The sequence below is a fragment of the Acinetobacter guerrae genome, from assembly GCF_009372255.1.
Taxonomy (GTDB): domain Bacteria; phylum Pseudomonadota; class Gammaproteobacteria; order Pseudomonadales; family Moraxellaceae; genus Acinetobacter; species Acinetobacter guerrae.
Genome location: NZ_LXGN01000001.1, coordinates 421,316 through 440,936, shown reverse-complemented (window position 1 = coordinate 440,936; position 19,621 = coordinate 421,316). Strand labels below are relative to the sequence as shown.

Annotated in this window: 19 protein-coding genes and 1 tRNA gene; 7 read left to right on the top strand and 13 right to left on the bottom strand. The window is 38.4% G+C overall.

From position 1 onward, the window contains the following. Window position 1: 1 nt before the first annotated feature. From rodA to A7A69_RS01995, 5 genes are all read right to left on the bottom strand, one after another. Entirely contained in the window at window positions 2-1,144 is a 1,143-nt protein-coding gene (rodA, locus tag A7A69_RS02015) for a rod shape-determining protein RodA (protein ID WP_151980512.1), read from the bottom strand. Between the two features lie 137 nt (window positions 1,145-1,281). Then, window positions 1,282-1,932, bottom strand: a complete 651-nt coding sequence (locus A7A69_RS02010; protein WP_120369592.1) for a hypothetical protein — start codon at window positions 1,930-1,932, stop codon at window positions 1,282-1,284. A 22-nt stretch (window positions 1,933-1,954) separates the two neighbouring features. Then, complete coding sequence (gene queF / locus A7A69_RS02005; protein ID WP_120369593.1) at window positions 1,955-2,770, bottom strand: NADPH-dependent 7-cyano-7-deazaguanine reductase QueF; 816 nt, start codon at window positions 2,768-2,770, stop codon at window positions 1,955-1,957. Continuing rightward, a complete protein-coding gene (locus A7A69_RS02000) occupies window positions 2,767-3,540 on the bottom strand; it encodes an ABC transporter permease (protein WP_120369594.1) in 774 nt (257 codons plus the stop codon). Before A7A69_RS02000 ends, queF begins: the two co-directional genes overlap by 4 nt. Further along, window positions 3,537-4,475, bottom strand: coding sequence for an ABC transporter ATP-binding protein (locus A7A69_RS01995; protein WP_152876098.1), 939 nt, complete (start codon window positions 4,473-4,475; stop codon window positions 3,537-3,539). The genes A7A69_RS02000 and A7A69_RS01995 overlap by 4 nt, the downstream gene beginning before the upstream one ends. 240 nt (window positions 4,476-4,715) lie before the next feature. Here A7A69_RS01995 and A7A69_RS01990 point away from each other — a divergent pair. Next, a tRNA-Arg gene (locus A7A69_RS01990) sits at window positions 4,716-4,791 on the top strand. A 348-nt stretch (window positions 4,792-5,139) separates the two neighbouring features. Here the strand turns inward: A7A69_RS01990 and A7A69_RS01985 are convergent. From A7A69_RS01985 to A7A69_RS01965, 5 genes are all read right to left on the bottom strand, one after another. After that, window positions 5,140-7,107 (bottom strand): family 2A encapsulin nanocompartment cargo protein cysteine desulfurase, encoded by a 1,968-nt coding sequence (locus tag A7A69_RS01985; protein ID WP_152876097.1) that lies wholly within the window; start codon window positions 7,105-7,107, stop codon window positions 5,140-5,142. Next, window positions 7,082-8,014, bottom strand: coding sequence for a family 2A encapsulin nanocompartment shell protein (locus tag A7A69_RS01980; RefSeq protein WP_120369597.1), 933 nt, complete (start codon window positions 8,012-8,014; stop codon window positions 7,082-7,084). The genes A7A69_RS01985 and A7A69_RS01980 overlap by 26 nt, the downstream gene beginning before the upstream one ends. A 278-nt stretch (window positions 8,015-8,292) precedes the next feature. After that, the gene (gene epsC / locus A7A69_RS01975) at window positions 8,293-9,231 is read right to left on the bottom strand and encodes a serine O-acetyltransferase EpsC (RefSeq protein WP_187349147.1); all 939 of its coding nucleotides are present in this window, start codon (window positions 9,229-9,231) and stop codon (window positions 8,293-8,295) included. A gap of 74 nt (window positions 9,232-9,305) precedes the next feature. Beyond that, window positions 9,306-9,800, bottom strand: a complete 495-nt coding sequence (locus A7A69_RS01970; RefSeq protein WP_152876096.1) for a rhodanese-like domain-containing protein — start codon at window positions 9,798-9,800, stop codon at window positions 9,306-9,308. Window positions 9,801-10,170: 370 nt separating this feature from the next. Beyond that, a complete protein-coding gene (locus A7A69_RS01965; RefSeq protein ID WP_152876095.1) occupies window positions 10,171-10,608 on the bottom strand; it encodes an META domain-containing protein in 438 nt (145 codons plus the stop codon). 325 nt (window positions 10,609-10,933) lie between these two features. On the opposite strand from A7A69_RS01965, the gene A7A69_RS01960 reads away from it, so the two are divergent. Beyond that, complete coding sequence (locus tag A7A69_RS01960; protein WP_152876094.1) at window positions 10,934-11,122, top strand: hypothetical protein; 189 nt, start codon at window positions 10,934-10,936, stop codon at window positions 11,120-11,122. 226 nt (window positions 11,123-11,348) lie between these two features. On the opposite strand, the gene A7A69_RS01955 is transcribed toward A7A69_RS01960, so the two are convergent. From A7A69_RS01955 to A7A69_RS01945, 3 genes are all read right to left on the bottom strand, one after another. Then, a complete protein-coding gene (locus tag A7A69_RS01955; RefSeq protein WP_120369602.1) occupies window positions 11,349-11,792 on the bottom strand; it encodes a universal stress protein in 444 nt (147 codons plus the stop codon). A gap of 505 nt (window positions 11,793-12,297) precedes the next feature. Next, window positions 12,298-12,780 carry an FKBP-type peptidyl-prolyl cis-trans isomerase gene (locus A7A69_RS01950; RefSeq protein ID WP_120369603.1) on the bottom strand — a complete coding sequence of 161 codons (483 nt, stop codon included), beginning with the start codon at window positions 12,778-12,780 and terminating at the stop codon, window positions 12,298-12,300. Between the two features lie 243 nt (window positions 12,781-13,023). Further along, window positions 13,024-14,334, bottom strand: a complete 1,311-nt coding sequence (locus A7A69_RS01945; RefSeq protein WP_187349146.1) for a D-alanyl-D-alanine carboxypeptidase PBP6B — start codon at window positions 14,332-14,334, stop codon at window positions 13,024-13,026. 169 nt (window positions 14,335-14,503) lie between these two features. On the opposite strand from A7A69_RS01945, the gene A7A69_RS01940 reads away from it, so the two are divergent. The 5 genes from A7A69_RS01940 (at window position 14,504) to A7A69_RS01920 (ending at window position 19,553) form a co-directional block, all read left to right on the top strand. Beyond that, window positions 14,504-16,204, top strand: a complete 1,701-nt coding sequence (locus tag A7A69_RS01940) for a M61 family metallopeptidase (protein ID WP_152876093.1) — start codon at window positions 14,504-14,506, stop codon at window positions 16,202-16,204. A gap of 86 nt (window positions 16,205-16,290) precedes the next feature. Then, window positions 16,291-16,926, top strand: a complete 636-nt coding sequence (gene thiE / locus A7A69_RS01935; protein WP_152876183.1) for a thiamine phosphate synthase — start codon at window positions 16,291-16,293, stop codon at window positions 16,924-16,926. A 71-nt stretch (window positions 16,927-16,997) separates the two neighbouring features. Beyond that, entirely contained in the window at window positions 16,998-18,296 is a 1,299-nt protein-coding gene (gene hemL, locus A7A69_RS01930) for a glutamate-1-semialdehyde 2,1-aminomutase (RefSeq protein WP_152876092.1), read from the top strand. 45 nt (window positions 18,297-18,341) lie between these two features. Next, on the top strand, window positions 18,342-18,758 hold the full coding sequence (locus A7A69_RS01925; RefSeq protein ID WP_120369608.1) for a GlcG/HbpS family heme-binding protein: 417 nt from the start codon (window positions 18,342-18,344) through the stop codon (window positions 18,756-18,758). 153 nt (window positions 18,759-18,911) lie between these two features. Beyond that, window positions 18,912-19,553, top strand: a complete 642-nt coding sequence (locus tag A7A69_RS01920) for an RluA family pseudouridine synthase (RefSeq protein ID WP_152876091.1) — start codon at window positions 18,912-18,914, stop codon at window positions 19,551-19,553. The last annotated feature ends 68 nt before the right edge of the window (window positions 19,554-19,621 follow it).

Below are 19,621 nucleotides of genomic sequence, written 5' to 3'. Positions count from 1 at the left end.
ATCAACGATGAGTGTGAATGGACATAACCAGTCCAAAAGTTGCCATTAAGGTAATAATTGCCGTTCCGCCATAGCTCATAAAAGGTAAAGGCACACCGACTACAGGTAAAATACCACTGACCATGCCTGCATTTACAAATACATAAACAAAAAAGGACAAACCTAATGCACCTGCAACTAGGCGTCCATAGTTATGAAAGCAGTTCATACCGATCTGAAATGTTCTAAAAATAATGGCAAAATAAAGTAGGATTAAAATAGTGACCCCAATTAAGCCAAATTCTTCTGAAAATGCCGCAATAATAAAGTCAGTATGACCTTCTGGTAAAAAATGTAGATGTGATTGAGTACCTTCTAGGAAACCTTTTCCTGAAAAGCCACCAGAGCCAATCGCTGTCTTGGATTGGATAATGTTCCAGCCTGTGCCTAGTGCATCTGCTTCGGGATTGAGTAAGGTGAGCACCCTTTGGCGTTGGTAATCATGTAATAAAAATTCCCACGCAATTGGAATAACAATACCTGCTCCTATAAATGCAGCCCCGATCATTTTCCATGATAATCCACTGAGAAAAAGAACAAAGACGCCACTCGCTAAAATCAATACAGAAGTACCTAAATCGGGTTGTTCCGCAATTAGTAAGAAAGGAATGCCGATTAAAACCAAAGAAATGATGACATTGATAAAGCTTGGTGGAAGTGGCTTGCGTGATAAAAACCAGGCGATCATCATTGGCATGCCAATTTTCATAAATTCACTGGGCTGTACACTTCCAAAACCTGGAATATCAATCCAGCGTTTGGCGCCCATACGGATTTCACCAAATACCATGACTGAGACTAGGGAGAGTACGCCAAAAGCGTAAAAATAAGGAGAAAATGCTTGGTAGACTTTGGGTGGAATCTGAGCCAATGTGATCATTACGGCAAACCCGATACCGAAACTCATGGCTTGTTTTGTTACTAAACCAACATCTTGTGCTGAGGCGCTATATAAAACAGTCAACCCTAAACAGGCATTAAGAATTAAAAAAGTACATAACCAAGGGTCAATATGTAATTTTTGAAAGCGTGAAGGTTGCATCGCTGTGCTTAGACCATCACGGGGAGCTTGACGTAAAAATTTGTATTGAGAACTTGGAGACATGCGATTTTATACAGGGTCAATCAATGCTTGGCGCATGCTAACATAACTACTGTTTTAGGCAATGTATATCAATATTTTGCAATAAAAAAACCCGACTTTTGTCGAGTTTTCGATGAAGCTTATATGATGACAAAGCATCAATTGAAAAATAATGTATCGTGATACTCTGCCAAAGCATTAATTTCCTCTTTATGTAAATGAGGAATTAACTTGTCGATGGCAATATGTACTGCCTTGGTCACCGCAGCTGCGCCAATATCAGCACCTTTACGTTTGATCATACCCAAATCAAGAGTTTTGTTAAAATCAATCATGAAATGTCGAATGGTTGCATCTGCAAATTGTTTATATTGTTCAGACAATACACGACGATCGACATCATTGCCTGCTTTGATTTCAGCAAAACTATTTTTTAGATTTGTCACCAGTGTGGCATCCAGATCTTCTCCGACACGATAACGGCCTTCAGGATCTTTGTGCAGGCTGCGTTCAGAAAATTCAATAGATTGTTTAACGATATCATTGGGTGCTTTGCTTAATAGTTGTTTAAGCAACACTGCAACTGTAGATTTGACATAACCTGCCAGTTTTTCGGCTGTTTCACGTTTGTCGCTTTGAGGGAAACGACGGACGAGCTCAAGCAAAATAGCATCCAGAATTTCGTCATTAATCTGTAAAGCCACTTCATCACGTAAAGGGTAGAGTGGTTCACTTGAGTTTTTTTTCTGAATACCAGTTTGAATATTGTTAAGCAATGATTCAGACGGGATAAAACCAAAAAATGGCATAGTAGTTCCTCAGTTATTCATTTTATTGTCGAGCCAATCGGATAGGGTTTGGCATCCATGACAAATCCGATACACGGCATGGATTGATATCCAGTCCTCCACGACGTGTATATGTTGCGTAAACCATCAGCTTTTCGGGTTGAAGGCGAGTCCAGATATCGGCAAACATCTGTTCTACGCATTGCTCATGAAAGCCATTATGCTGACGGTACGAGATAATATACGCAAGAATACTACGATAACAAGGCTTAACTCCTTGATAACGTATAAATACCGTACCCCAGTCAGGTTGTCCTGTGACAGGACAATTACTACGCAATAAATGTGAATATAGTGTGACATCCACATGATCTTGTTGTTCAGTATCTCGACTTAAAAGTCCAGCATTTGGATGATTTTCCAGATGCTCAGGAATTAAATCATCGATACAGATTCCTTGAGGTTTGGTAATTTCTAACGCATCTACATCAAACAATTCGAATGTAACTTTTGCATTGGCAGCTTGACTTAAATCTTGTTCTACAAGGTCAATAAGATCCTGTTTTGAATTGAACTGATGAAAATTTAGGCTGTTAAAATAAAGCTTAAGTGATTTTGATTCGATTAGATTTGGTGATGTCGCAGGTAAGGTAATACGCCCAATGGACACCTGAGGAATGCCCATTGAGTTTAACCAAGACACTTCAAAAACATGCCACCAGTCTTTACCTTGTTGAATACCTGCTAAATCTGAATAGTTCTCACGCGAAAGCGCGCGAGCGATCGGAAATAAAACACTTGGCTGATATTCAGTTGGATATTCAGTTTCTTTACCTAATAAAGATTGTTCAACACTCATTCACGCATTCCTGAACCACGAGCTAATAAATAGTAGGCGACCGCGTATAAAACGGCACAGCAAATTGTTACGATGACAAGGGAAAGCGTCACATTGACATCACTTTGCCCTAAAATTCCATAACGGAAGGCATTGACCATATAAACAATTGGATTAATAAGGGATAAATGTTGCCAAAATTCTCCCAAAGCACTAATTGCATAAAACACACCGCCTAAATAAGTCAGTGGTGTCAACACAAAGGTCGGAATAATTGAAATATCATCAAATGATTTGGCATAAACTGCATTAATAAAACCACCTAGTGAAAATAAAAAAGAAGTCACTAAAACGGTATATATCGTCACGAACCAATTATGGATATAAAGGTCTGTAAAAAATAGGCTCATGATGGTGACAATAATTCCAACGAGCACACCCCGACAGACGCCGCCAATCACATAGCCCCATAAAATAAGATGCAATGGCACTGGACTCATGATCAATTCTTCAATGCTTTTTTGAAATTTAGCACTAAAAAAACTGGAGGAGACGTTGGCATAACTATTAGTAATAATTGCCATCATAATCAACCCAGGGACGATAAATTGCATATAGCTGAAGCCAGCCATTTGTCCCACACGTGAACCGACGAGATTACCAAAAATAATGAAGTACAAACTCATGGTAATCGCAGGCGGTAATAAGGTTTGAGGCCAAATCCGCATGAAACGACGAATTTCTTTACGAACTAATGTCCAAAGTGCAGTTTGTAATTGGGTGAAATTCATGATGCTGCTCCTTGAAGATTTTTTTCGACCATTTTGACAAATAGTTCTTCAAGGCGATTAGATTTGTTACGCATACTACGAACAGTGATTCCTTGAGCCTCTAAAAGCTGGAAAAGATCATTGAGCGAATGAGCTTTATCCATGGTGACTTCTAAAGTCATGGGATCAATCTGGTTAAATCGAACACCAATAATATTAATGTTATCTAAAGGTTCAATTGGATAAGCGAGATCAAAAATAAAAGATTCTTCGCTGAGTTGATTCAGGAAGTTCTTCATCGAGGTATCTTCTTTAATTGTACCACGGTCAATAATAGCGATCCGACGGCATAGCATCTCTGCTTCTTCAAGATAATGTGTAGTCAAAATGATGGAGGTACCATTGCTATTCATTTCGACCAGAAAATCCCACATGGAACGTCGAAGTTCAATATCAACCCCCGCAGTAGGTTCATCCAGAATCAATAATTTGGGTTCATGCATCATGGCACGGGCAATCATCAAACGGCGTTTCATTCCGCCTGAAAGCATACGTGACTGAATATTACGCTTTTCCCAAAGTCCTAGTTTTTCTAGATAAAGTTCTGCCCGTTGTTCGGCCAGTTTTTGCGGGATACCATAGTAACCTGCTTGAGTCACCAGAATATCAAAGGTTTTCTCAAATTGACCAAAGTTAAATTCTTGGGGAACGACACCGAGGCATTGTTTGGCATGAGAGGGATGAGTATCCAGATTATGACCAAAAATCTCTACCGTACCTGAGGTTTTTTTGGTGAGTGAACTGATAATACTGATCGTGGTCGATTTTCCTGCACCATTTGGTCCTAAAAGTGCATAGAACTCGCCTTCGGGAACGGTTAAATCGATTCCTTTAAGTGCCTGAAATCCATTACGATAAGTTTTGGACAAATCGTGTAACTTCAATGCATCAGCCATGAAAATCTCACAATACGAAATAATAGCGGTATTTTGATCGATCTGAAAACATAAGCCAAGTGTATTAATAGGATTTAATCGAACTAAATTTGCAACGATATGAATAGGCAGGCTTTGTGCAAAAGATAGGTTTTTGTGCTTAGATTTATTTTAAAGTGATGTTTAATTAAGCATAAATGCAATTTGACGTGTTTATCTACTTTACCCCATGAGTTTTTTTGCCTATGATGTGCCTCGCATGCGCTCATAGCTCAACTGGATAGAGTACAGGTTTCCGAAGCCTGTGGCGTGGGTTCGAGTCCCGCTGAGCGCACCATTTCTCTGTTCTATCTCGCCTTATTAAATTCTAAAACATAAAAAATATTGTATTTATTCTTTTTTATACAATTACGTCCAATATAGTTTTTAGAGTTTCCTCATTTTAATGCTATGTCTGAATGGAATTGAAAACATACAGTAAAGCTATGGTTAATTCTGTTGTGAGTTTGACTGACTCAAAAATAACGTCTGTATATCAAGATAAAAGAAATCTCTCAAAACATTAAGCTTCAGTTGTAGGCTTTCTTTTTAATTGGAAAAGTAAAGAAAACTGGACTAATGTTTTAGCCCAGTGATCAATAAAATTTAAATAAATGACAAGTGATTATAGCGACGGGTGAAATTCTTAATGTCGATGTTTTTCTCTACTCAATTGATGCAATACTGACACCAATAAATCAATTTCCTCAGTCGTATTATAAAATGCTAAAGAAGGGCGTACCGTCTGTTCCACACCAAAACGGCGTAAAATCGGTTGAGCGCAATGATGACCTGAACGAACTGCAATTCCATGTTGATTCAGCGCTTTACCCACTTGTTCAGTTGAATATCCCTCTAGCACGAAAGACATTACACTGGCTTTGTTTTTCGCGGTGCCAATCGCTCTTAAACCCTTGACACTGCTCAAGGCATGTTGCCCATATTCGAGCAAATCATGTTCATAACGAGCAATATTGTGAATCCCAAGACGCTCAACATATTCCAGTGCTGCACCTAATCCCACTGCATCGGCGATATTACCAGTGCCTGCCTCAAACTTATTTGGGGCAGGTTGGTAAATGATCTGTTCAAAAGTTACATCTTGAATCATATTACCGCCGCCTTCCCATACTGGCATTGTCTCCAAAATTTCAGGTTTGGCATAAACCGCGCCAATACCTGTTGGGCCAAAGACTTTATGACCAGAAAATACAAAGAAGTCAGCATCTATCGCTTGAACATCGGTTGGCATATGTGAAACAGATTGAGCGCCATCGACCAACACTCGGACACCTTTGGCGTGGGCAATTTTAATCACTTCTGGAATAGGTGTCACAGTTCCCAAAGCATTAGATACCTGAGTAATCGAAATCAATTTGGTGCGATCATTTATCAATTTGGGTAATTCTGACAAAATGATTTGCCCTGTATCATCAACAGGAATCACCCGTAATTTTGCCCCAACTTTCTTGGTCAGTTGAAACCACGGCACAATATTGGCGTGATGTTCCAGATGAGACACAATAATTTCATCGCCTTCACCAATATTTTGCTCGCCCCACGTTTTGGCAATTAAGTTAATGCCTTCGGTTGTACCACGAACAAAAACAATTTCTTTAGATGATGACGCACCAATAAAACGTGCCACTACATTGCGCGCATGTTCGTAAGCATCTGTTGCTCGGGCTGCCAGTTCATGTGCAGCACGATGAATATTTGAATTTTCGTGCTGATAAAAATAAGCAATTCGATCAATTACACTTTGCGGTTTTTGCGTGGTCGCAGCATTATCAAACCATATTAAAGGACGACCATTGACACGTTCTTGCAAAATAGGAAAGTCACGTCGAATTGAATGTACATCCAAAGGTTGCGATGCATTGGCAACAAATTGCGGTTGTGATGCTTGATAGTTTGAGTAATTGGGATTGTTTTGTGGTAGATCTAAAAAGTAAAACCCTGATGATGCATGGCTTTGGGTAGGTACTGGCTTAGATTCATCACGCAACAAGTGTGTTAGTGCATCACCTTGCGGCAACTGAAATGATTGCGCTGTAGCGAAACTTGCAGCGTCAAATTCAGAACTGGAAGTTTGTGGTGCTGCAAAATCGTTTAAAAAGTAAAAGGGTGAGGTATCACTTGATAAAGGACGAGCAGATTCAGCCAACGGTACATTTGGTGCACTATGAATCGCTTGAGGGAAATGAGGCTCAAACGGTGGACGGGGCAAATTTGCCCCGCCAATCACGGGTGCGGAGGCAATTGCACGACGTTCGGGATAATCTGGATAATTAGGAATATGCTCAGGATATTCAGGATTTAAACTTTTTTCATAAGCAATATTCGGCACACGACCACTTAAAGCTGACAAGGGTTCGGCAGGTTGTGGCTGATGTGGCGGCGTACCAACATTAGGTAAGTCCAGATTCAAACCAGAGGGATGGTGACTACCTGAGCTAGGTAGTGCTGCAAAAAATTCAGAGGCAATTCGTGAAAGTGTTGCTTCGTCTGGAAAATTCGGCGGTGGGCTAACGCCAACCGCTTCTGAACCCGTTGGACTACCGTGAACATTGCCCGTAGATGATAGATTACTTGTAGTTAACTGGGTAGTCATGATATTTGTCCACCTCCACATCGTCGAGTACAGCTAAAGCATCTTCAGTTAACACGGCTAATGAGCAATATAACGAGATAAGATAAGAGGCTATCGCGTTGCGGTTAATGCCCATAAAGCGTACCGAAAGTCCTGGCGATTGTTCACCCGCCAAGCCAGGTTGAAATAAACCGACTACACCTTGGCGTTTTTCACCGACACGTAATAGCAAAATTTTAGTCTTACCATCTTCCACAGGAATTTTATTAGATGGAATTAATGGAACTCCACGCCAAGTAATGAATTGAGAACCAAATAGACTCACCGTTGGAGGTGGAACACCACGACGCGTACATTCACGACCAAATGCAGCAATTGCATCAGGATGTGCGAGAAAAAATCCTGGTTCTTTCCAGACTTTACGCAGTAAATCATCAAAATCATCAGGTGTTGGTGGGCCATTAAGTGTTGAAAGACGTTGTTCATCGGCTACACTTGCGAGTAAACCATATTCAGGGTTATTGATTAGCTCACTTTCCTGACGTTCTTTAATGGTTTCAATCGTTAAACGTAATTGTTCTTTAATTTGATCATGTGGACTGCTGTAAAGGTCGGCTACACGTGTATGAATATCTAACACGGTAGAAACACCATTTAGAAAATATTCGCGTGGCTGAGCATCGTAATCGACAAAAGTTTGTGGCAAAGTTGCTTCATCACGTTGTGTACAAGCCACCTGAATGTCATCGGTATTACTAACACGGTTGACACGGTAAATGCCCGCTTCAACAGGAAGCCATTGCAGCAAGTGTGTCAGCCAGCGTGGCGTGATGGTCGAAAGTTGTGGAACAGTCTTGGTTGCATTTGCAAGTTGTCTTGCTGCATGATCGCCAAGTGCAAGTTGAACTTTATCAGTGTTCTTTGCCATAGATATATTTTCCTGTTTATTGAGGCGTTGTTTAGTTGCTTATAAAACTCTGATTAATCTTTGTTTATTTAATTTTGATAAATAGACTAGGGGAGTATCTAAATTTTTAAAAATAATAAATAAAGCTAATACTATTTATTATTTTGCTTATTCTTCATAAATCTATATTTATTCAAAATAATTATAAAATGAAATAAGACTCTATTATTTAAAATACTAAATAACTCCATATATAGTTTTAGCGAATGTTGGTTTTAATATATTCATTTTGATATAAGTTAGGTGGTATTTTTCTTTTGAGCTTCAGAAGGTGACTGTAATATTTGGCTAGCAGCTGGAATGCTATGCGTTAACCAGACATTCCCTCCAATAATAGAACCTTTACCAATCGTAATTCGCCCTAAAATTGTTGCACCTGCATATATAACAACATCGTCTTCAACGATAGGGTGGCGCGCGTAGTCTTTTTTGAGTGCACCATCCTGATTAATTTCAAACCTTTTAGCTCCCAAGGTGACTGCTTGGTATATTTTGACATGTTCACCAATCACACAAGTTTCACCAATCACCACACCTGTGCCATGGTCAATAAAAAAGCCCTTGCCAATTTGTGCACCTGGATGGATATCAATGCCTGTTGCTGAATGAGCCAGTTCAGAAATGATCCGTGAGAGTAACGGAACACTTTCATATAATTGATGTGCTACACGATGATGAATAATTGCCAAAATGCCGGGATAGCATAGCAATACTTCATCGACACTATGCGCTGCCGGATCACCTTCATACGCGGCACATACATCAGCATCTAATAAACGACGTATAGCAGGTAAGGTATTGGCAAAATCTTGTACAATCGTTTTTGCTAATGTCAGCTGTTGTTCGTATAGCAAATGTTCATTACTGGAAACAGGAATGGGTTTTACCCGACTTTTTGCTTGGTAGTTCAGTGCCAATTTAACTTGTGAAAATAGTTCATTCAAAACCCGATCAAGCGTATAGGCAATATAATAATCTTCTGTTTCTTGACGTAAATCACTTGGCCCCAGTCGCATTGGAAATAAGATGCCACACAAATCTTCAAGAATAGATTTGAGCGCTTGTTTAGAAGGAAGTTCACGCCCACCAAATTCTTTGATTCGATGTTGACGCTCTCTCCACTCATGTCGTGCTTGTTGTAAGCCTTCAACAACAGGCTGTATTTTCCATTGACTCACGTGGTGAATTCCTTATAAAAAGGGAAGTAAATAAATCAGAAGTTGGAGTTTAGAAAACTATTTTTAATCTGGTTTTAATCTTGAAGCCATGGCAATTTATGGATACGCCAGCCGTTGTTTTGATTACGTTGTTGTTGCTCGTCCAAATCACCTTCAAAGCCCTCAAGTACATTATAAATATGCTCAAAACCAGCTTTAAACGCAGCTTCGGCAGCTAAAGCCGAACGTTTCCCACTACGGCAAAGCAATAAAATATTTTGATCTTTAGCCACTTTATTTTCTAATTCTTTTATGAAGCGCGGATTACGGTTAAATGATGTTCCTGTTGCCCATGCAACATGTACACTTTCTGGAACATAACCCACAAATTTACGTTCTTCATTGGTACGAACATCCACAAGTACAGCCTGTCCTTGCTGAACTAAATACCATGCTTCGTCTGGACTAACGCTCCCTGTAAAATCAAGTTGATGTTCATGGGCATATTGCTGAGCCTTTTGAAAAATTTCTTCTATTGAATGATCTTTTAAAGCTTCGCGAGTGGATAAATTGTTAAGTTTGGCATTCATGTTTGGATCCTTAATATAAAACTATCCAGATCAATGGATACATTTGAATGCTACGCTTGATTGTTTATTCTTAAAAATAAATAAATTGGATTTCTATATATTTAATATGAAAAAAGAAAATTGAAATAGAGTTGCTATTAAAAGCAAATAACAATTGAATTGTTTAAATTTAAAATAGGAATTTTAAGCAATGAAAGAGTACGTAGAAAAAATAATATATAAAAATAATTTAAAAACTAAGATTATAAGAGGAAAAAATATATTTTAATCGTCATTGAATTTTATGCTTATTGAAGATACTGATAAAAATTACACTACCCAGATCAAAATAAAAAAAGTCCCCTAATCAAAATTAGGGGACTTGCTTCGCTTATTTATTTTTCAATTCAACCACAACTTTGCCATCTTTATTTAAAAGTTCTAATTTTTTCTCAGAAACTTTATAGCTTGTAGTTTGCTCTAAAGCATTAGAGAATTTTTCTGGAACATCTGTTGCAGATAAACAAGCCATTTGAGTTTTTGCTAACTGAGTGAAAGCAATCTGGGTACCTTTGACAGTGTATCCGCCCATTAGACGATTACAACCATCAGAACCACTCAAGGCACTATTATCAAACATTAGGGCAGCAACATTAGTCGTCTGAGCTGGATTAACTTTGTATTCTACGCCATTGATTTCAGTCACTAGCCACAGTTTATTTTGTAGCATGGCGAGATTTCGGTCGGTAGATGGATTGGTCATTGTGGCACAGCCAGTCATAGTTAGGGCAGAAACAATACCAGTCGTAATGATGATTTTTTTTAACATATTCTTCTCCGATTCGGTTTTATTCACTTAATAGAATAGATGAATGTTTATTTTTGATAGTTAACATGGATCAAATCAACTCAAGCATTCTAAGATAAAAATATGCTTTTAATTCATTATTTTACCGATTAAATACAATTTTAGAATAATTAATAAGAATTGATGCAAAAGCACATCAGTTAATTTCTTTTGTTTACAAACAACACATTAACGTTCTGACGTTTACGTAAAAACTGTATGGTATTTCTATAAATGAAAGTGATAATTGTTTTCTTTTATCATGTTCTGTAAAGTATGATTGCCGATTAAATTTATGGTATCTCCTATGCGTCAGTATCATCTTGGTATTTTGTGTTTCGCGCTGTTAATTGTTTTTTCTGTACTTTTTTTAATTTTGGGAATTGTGGAAATGGATATGATGTTTGTGGTCATTGCAGTATTAAGTATGAGTGCTGCATGGTTGGCATATAAAGAGTTTAATCTGACGATCTGTCAAATCAGAAACAGTAAATAAATAAGTGAGCAAAACTTGACCGTATTGCTATTAAGGAGTAATCTAAAAATAAGGTATTCATATACTGCTTGGTCTATAAGAGTTAAGTCTCGGCCAAGATACATCAGATATGGTAACCTTGATTTGTGATTAGCTAACAACAAACAATACTTGAGGATATCTACTCAAATTGTTTAAGTTCTAGAAAAGCCCGTATAAACGGGCTTTTTAGTGATTGATTTCTTAACTATTTTTTAACAATTAAAACAGGAAGTTCGGTATTTCCCAATACATCTTGGGCAAAGCTTCCTAAGAAAAATTTTTGAAAACCTTTGCGACCATGTGAACCCATTACAATCAAGTCAACTTTTAAGTCTTCTGCTGCTTGTAAAATTCCTTCCGATGAAACTTCACCTTTGATGACTTGAGTTTCAACATTTACGCCTAATTCAGTACCTATTGTTTTAGCTTTGGCTAAAGTTTCTTCTGCTTGTGCGCTAGCTTCGACAAAATAGTCTTTCATAATGGGTGAAACATAATAAAAATCGACACCACTGAACGGGTCTACAGCCAATAAACTAATAGCTGTGATTTTGCTATCAAATGCTTTTGCAATAGAAACTGCTTGTTTAAGTGCAGCAAGAGAGATGTCGGAGCCATCAACTGGAACTAAAATGTGTTGATATTTCATGATGTATTATTCCTATATAAATCAATCGTTCTTATAAATCTAAAATGCAATTTCTATGATAAGTAGAAGTTGAATATCCCGCTTATAGGCTTATTGAGCGTTAATCAGATATTCAATTTTAATGATGAATAAATTACGATTAAGCCAATCGCTCTCATTTTTCATTGCACAGACTAAATTTCAATAAGCCTTGATCTCCATCATAAAAATAAATGAAAACCACTACAAGGAGAGTTACAAATCGCAAATAATGTTTTTGATGTTTATGGACTAAATATTGATCATTAAATTTACAGTCAATGCATCGGCACGATCTGCAGATCGTGTTGTTGTAAATTCTATATATTTTTATGATGAAAAATATAGATCATGAATAGAACGAACAAAGCGCTTTTAAAAGATGTTTTCAAAATGATGAGGTAGATGAATTTAGAAGATGATTTTATTTTTATAAAAATAAAGCAAAGTCGAAACTTTGCTTTATAAGAATCGGAAAACTTACCGATTAGTGGTGATGACCACCCGCACCATGTACGTGACCGTGATCGAGTTCTTCTTGAGAAGCATCACGAATTTCAACGATTTCTACTTCAAATGTTAAATCTTGACCAGCAAGTGGGAAGTTTGCATCAACAACAACATTATCGCCTTCAACAGCTTTTACAGTAACGATTTGAACGCCGTCATCAGTTTGAGCTTGAAATTGCATACCTGGTTGAATGTTTTCAACACCTTGGAACATTTGTGCTGGTACTTCTTGTACAAGATCAGGGTTATATTCGCCATAACCTTCAGCAGCAGGAACATTTACCGTAAATTTTTCACCTACAGTTTTACCAGTCAATGCATTTTCTAAACCAGGGATGATATTACCTGCACCGTGCAAATAGGCAAGTGGTTCACCTTGTGATTGGTCAAGAGTTTCACCCTCTGCATTAGTCAGCGTGTAGTGGAATGAAACCACGTGGTTATTTGCAATAGCAGTCATGTTATTTGATCCATTCAATCAATTTAAGTACATATCATAAAGTGAAAAATTCGTTTTGTAGATTAAAAATCGTAAAAAACCACAAGTTTTCACATTTAGACATTCATTTTTTCATAAATACGGGCATTTTTCTCAATTTCAATGCGAAATTGAGTTTTTATGCTCTAAATGTCGTCATCTAGTTCAAAAAAAGAAAAAGTAGCCTCCCAAGAAGCTACTTTTTAATCAATCAATAAGCTTTAATTAGTTCAGTGGGTAGAGCTTAACACTTCGATCATCATGACCAAAAAGTGAGAAAAGACTTTTGAACCACATAAAGAAACGTTCAAAAATATTGGCTTCTTGTATATGAACATTGTCATTAATCTGAATGCTCTGAATCAACTGGTTATTTTGATAAACCTGAACAGTTGCAAGGTTAACAGCTTTCATTAATGGAGCTGTAAGCTGCTTTTCATTCAATTCAACATTGACATGAGTTTTTGTGGTTTCAAGGGGTTCAATCGAGGTCATGATCCCATTGTCATAGGTGACATGTAAACGTTGAGTTTGCATATCAAATTGATTGAGATCAATAGGTTGAGCCAAGTCATACAAAGACGTCGTGACAATAGTAGGTTGTTGAGTTTCAACCTTAAACATTTTGAGAGTTGATTTAATGACAGGTAATTCTGCAATCAATTGTTTATCTTTAATCACTTCTTCATCACGTGTATAGGTATAAGCCAAATTTAAGAGCTTATGCGCGACTTCAGCACGTTTCATGGCACTTTTAGTACCTAATACCACCACAATTAACCGACGTTCAGGCAAATCTGGATTCATGGTTGGACGTTTGGCTGTAAGTGCGAGATTGTAGCCAGCGGCTTTGGTGAATCCTGTTTTTAAACCATCCACAGTTGGATCATTTTTGAGTACTAGATTTGTCGCATGATGAAAACGATGGTTATAACTAAAACTAGGAAGCTTTGAATAGTTTAAATAGTCTGGAACTTCATTAACCAATGCTTTAGCAAGTAAGCCTAGATCATGTGAAGTTGAATAATGATCTGGCATGGTCACACCAGCAGGGTTGGAGAAGTGTGTATTCTGCATGCCTAATGCTTGGGCTTCCTGATTCATGCGCTTTAAAAAAGCAGGAACGTTTCCTGAAATCCGTTCGGCTAAGGTAACGGCAGCATCATTGGCAGACATCACAATCAAACCTGCCAAAAGTTGGTCAACAGAAATTTGTTCACCTTCCTTTAAATACATTTGGGATTCATCCCACTGAACCATTTTAACCACAGGAGTTGCAGTCAAAATTTCATCTTTACGTAGTTTGCCTGCCTTAATTTCTTTAAGGGCAATATAAGCCACCATCATCTTGGTTAAAGAGGCAGGAGCGCGTTGTGCATTGCTATTATATTCAGCAATGGTTTGGCCTGATTGTGCATCAACGATACTCCAAGCCTGCGCTTCGACACTTTCAGGTGCAATATTCAGGAGTTGTGCATTGGCAAGCGTGGTACAAAACAAACTAAAAAGCGTAAAAAGTGAAAGGAAAAATCTCACGTGTTCACCTGCATGACCATCCTGTGGTGTGAAATGCTAAAAATAGTTGCATGCTATGCCTTTTTTTTCTTGGTGGCTAGTGACTTTTGTAGACAAATGCGACAACTACTCATGCGGTCGTAAAAAATGTTAAGCTAATTGAAATTGACTGCGTTGATATCCTGAGAATATGTTGCATTACCAAATTGAATTTGATGATTATCGCCAACACCTGATCCATGTCACCATGCGTTTTTTAGCCAATCCAAATCAGGAACTCTGGCTACCGACGTGGATTCCTGGAAGCTATTTGATTCGTGAATTTGCAAAACATATTGAATCGGTCAAAGCCTACGATGAAGCTGGTCGATTATTGTCTATCCGAAAAGATCAGAAAAATAGATGGCAATTATTCAATACAGATCATGAACTGATTACAGTTGAGTATGATGTTTATGCTTATGATTTATCTGTACGTGGTGCTTACGTCGACCAGACCCGTTTATACGTCAATCCTGCATGTGTCTGTCTTGGATTAAAAGATCAGGAACAATCAGCTTGTGAAGTCGAATTGTTCTTGCCAGAAGAACTGAAGCACTTCCAGCTTGCAACAGGTTTAACATCAAAAAGTTTAGTGAAAGGGCGTTTTACCTTAAAAGCAGAAAATTATGATCAACTGATTGATAGTCCGTTTGAGTTGGCAGAGCAAACCCGATTTAGTTTTGAGGCAAATGCAATTGCGCATGAATTTGTGGTGTCTGGTCAGCATCAGACCAATGTTGAACGTTTAAAGTCTGATTTAACTAAAATTTGTGAAACCGAAATTGCAATTTTTGGTTCTGCGCCATTTAAAAATTATACTTTTATGACGATGGCAACGGGCAATAGTTATGGTGGATTAGAACACTGTAATAGCACCAGTTTAATTACACCTCGTCATGATTTACCAAAAACCAATGAACCTGAAGAACCATCTGAAGATTATCAGCGTTTCTTGGGTCTATGTAGTCATGAGTATTTTCATTCATGGTTGGTGAAATTTATACGTCCTGAAAATTTTGCTCAATACAATTTACATCAAGAATCTTATACCTCTTTACTGTGGATTTTTGAAGGTTTTACTTCGTATTACGATGACCTGATTTTGCTACGCAGTGGCGTGATTTCACAAACCTCTTATCTCAAATTATTGAAAGCACAGATGGATCGTTATCTGCAAAATCCAGGACGATTTATTCAATCTGTATCTGAGTCGAGTTTTGATGCATGGATTAAGTTTTATCGTCAGGATGAAAACTCAAATAATGCAGGAACCAGTTATTACAATAAAGGTGCTTTAGTGGCTTTATGTCTGGATCTTGGATTACGCACTTATGACTCTAGTCTAGATGCATTATTGCGTCGCTTATATGAAAATACGCAAAAGGGCATTCAGGTCAATGAGCGAACCATTTTTGATCTTTGCAAGGAATTAACAGGGCAAGACTGGACAGAGCGTTTAAGTTTCTTGATCAATACTACAGATGAGTTACCGCTCAATGAGTTATTACCATCTTTTGGTTTAAGCTATCAATTTAAACATGATAAGGCTTTGCCATTTGGGTTAAAGCTAATCGATAAACCAGAAGGCGTATTCGTTCAGCAAGCTAATCGTGCAGGTGAGGGTGCAAAATCAGGTTTGTCTGCCAATGATGTGATTATTGCCATTGATGGACTCAAGGCGTCTGAAAAATTATTGGCTCAATATGCAAAACAAAAAGGTCAGTTCACCGTATTTGCATTCCGACGTGATGAGTTCATTCAGTTCACTGTAACGGGTGGAGAAATTCCATTACAGACAATTGAATTTAAGATTGAAGACCAGTCTAAGCTGGATTCGTGGCTTAAGTAAATTATAGGCTGTATCAGATATTAGATTTAGTTCTTATACAGCCTTGCTACTTTGGCCTCAAAATGAATAAAAGAGATTTATATTCAATGCGCGGTTTATATTTAATTACCAATGACGATCCAATTGAACAGTTATTAGAAAAACTGAACGCTGCTTTAGCAACGGGTCAAGTGGCGATTTTACAATATCGTCGTAAAAAAACTCCTCCACTGAATCAACCTGCTGAAGTCGATGCAATTAAATGGCTCTGTGAAAAATATCAGGTGCCTTTTATTATTAATGATGATTTGATTTTAGCGGCTCAATTTAAATTGGGTGTGCATTTAGGTCAATCAGATGGTGAGATTACCGATGCCAAAGCCAGATTAGCCCCAAACGCAATTATTGGTCGAACTTGTGCCAACTCTGTAGAGCTGGCTGAACAAGCGATTATTGATGGCGCAACTTATGTGGCTTTTGGTGCAATCTACGCGACTGACACTAAGCCAGAAGCGGGCAATATTGGGCTTGAAACATTAAAACAGGCGCGTTCAAACATCAATGTTCCCATCTGTGCGATTGGCGGGTTAACCGTTGAAAATTCCAGAGAAGTGATTGAAAGCGGTGCTGACCTGTGTGCGGTGATTAGTGATATATTAGGTCGTTCGGTTCAAGACATTCCTGCGCGTGTTCATGCGTGGGCTGCTTTATTTGCAGACACTTTATCTAAAGAGCTTAGATAACGCCCTGATTTAAGGAACTGTTTTCTGCATTCTGATTTTTTTATACAGACTTACAAATATCGAGAGTATTCATGAGTTTATCTCCAAAACAAGTGCAATTATTTGAGCAAGCCAGTAAACATATTCCTGGCGGTGTCAATTCTCCTGTTCGCGCCTTTAATGGTGTTGGTGGAACTCCGGTATTTATTAAAAAAGCCAAAGGTGCTTATCTTTGGGATGAAGATGATCAGCGTTATGTCGATTATGTTGGTTCTTGGGGACCAATGATTTTGGGTCATGCGCATCCAGATATTATTCAGGCCGTTCAAAAAGCAGCTGAAGATGGTCTAAGCTTTGGTGCGCCAACTGTGCATGAAACCACTTTGGCCGATATTATTTGTGAAATCATGCCTTCTATTGAATTGGTACGTATGACCAATTCAGGGACAGAAGCGACTATGACCGCAATCCGTTTGGCACGTGGCTATACGGGACGAGATAAAATTGTCAAGTTTGAAGGCTGTTATCACGGACATTCGGACTCATTACTGGTTAAAGCGGGTTCAGGGCTACTCACTAAAGGTGAGGGTGAGCCAACCTCTAAAGGTGTGCCTGCCGATTTTGCTAAACATACGTTAACTCTTCCATATAACGATATTGCTGCATTAAAAGAATGTTTTGCCAAATTTGGACATGAAATTGCTGGTGTGATTGTAGAACCAGTGGCAGGTAATATGAATCTGGTAAAACCAATAGATGGTTTTCTTCAAGCGATTCGTGATGTCTGTGACGAATACGGCGCTGTATTTATTATTGATGAAGTGATGACAGGTTTTCGTGTGGCTTTAGGCGGCGCGCAGGCGCATTATAACGTCAAACCAGATTTGACCACTTTAGGTAAAATTATTGGTGCAGGTCTTCCTGTCGGTGCATTTGGCGGTAAACGTGAAATTATGGAGTGCATCGCACCCTTAGGTGGCGTGTATCAGGCAGGAACTTTGTCAGGAAATCCTTTGGCGATGCGCGCAGGTATTGAAATGTTCAAACATTTACGCCAGCCAGATTTCTATACGAACCTGAATATGAAACTTGAAAAACTGCTTGCAGGTTTTCAGGCAGCTGCGGACGAAGCAGGGATTCCATTTAAGACCCAACAGGCGGGTGCAATGTTTGGTTTGTATTTTACCAATCAAGAAGACATTACCAGTTTCGATTCTATGCTTGCGTGTGACACCGAAGCTTTCAAAAAGTTTTTTCATGGTATGTTAGATCGTGGAGTAAATTTTGCACCTTCAGCTTTTGAAGCAGGATTTATTTCGGCTGCGCATAGTGATGAAGATATAGAATTTACGATTCAAGCTGCAAAAGACACATTTCAATCGATGAAATAAAGACACTAAAGCCCGTTTGACGGGCTTTTTTAATGGAGCATAACCATGAAAACCAAACACTATCTTACACTGGCTGATGCTGAAATTTTAATGAATCGTGCTGTTGAGTTATCGATTGAGCGCAGTTTTAATATGAGCATTTCGATTGTTGATGAAGCAGGTGCTTTGTTGATCATGAAACGCATGGATGGCGCAACACCATTAACTGCGAATTTAAGTTTGGAAAAAGCGAAATGTTCAGCCATGAGTCGCCGTCCATCCAAATTTTATGAAGACATTATTCGTAATGGTCAAATGGGCTTTTTAACGCTTGAAAGTGTAACGGGTATGCTTGAAGGGGGGGAGCCGATTATTTATGAAGGGCAATTGATCGGGGCAATTGGTGTTTCTGGTGCTAAATCTTTTGAAGATGCTGAAATCGCACAGACAGCAATCAATGATTTCTTTCAGCAAATTTCATAAATACTGAATATAACTGTCTTTATTGTATGAAAACTCAATGCTGACACTAAGCTCGAATAAAAACTTTAGGAAAAATGCTGTTTTTGCATTGTATTTCTGCCTTAAGATTTTTATTATTGCCCGCTGATTTAAAAATCACTTCCGGAATAGATTTTGAGTAATTTTCTAAGCGATCACCTGATTCATCGTGATGACGATTTTATAGTCGTTCATAAACCAGCAGGCATACTTAGTGTTCCAGGAAAAGGCGATTTACATGATAGTGTCTTAACGCGATTAGTCGCCGAGGAGCCACGTACCTTACTGATTCATCGTTTGGATCGTGATACTTCTGGCATTTTGGTATTTGCTTTATCTAAAGCCGCTCAAACTCATATTTCAAAGCAGTTTCAGGCGCGTGAAACTGATAAAATCTATCAGGCAGTGGTCGCGGGCAATTTGACAGGTGAAGGTTCGGTTGATATTCCAGTAATTTACGATCCTGCTCGACCACCTTTACATATTGTGGATCCAGCACATCATAAACCTGCATTAACGCACTGGAAAGTAATTGAAAACCTCGAATGGCAAGGGCAAGTTGTAACGCGAGTACAACTGACACCTGTGACAGGTCGTTCGCATCAATTGCGTGTACATATGCAATATTTAGGTCATCCGATTGTTGGTGATACTTTATATGCAGATGAAAAATATCAGCAACTTATGCCTCGCTTGTGCTTACATGCGATGAGCTTGAGTTTTCATCATCCTAAAACGGGAGAGCTACTGACATTTCATTGTCCTGTTCCGTTTTAGTGTCAAAACTTTTTTAACAATCGTGAAAAGCTCATTTTTTTTAATGAGCTTTGTGTCAAAATATGTGC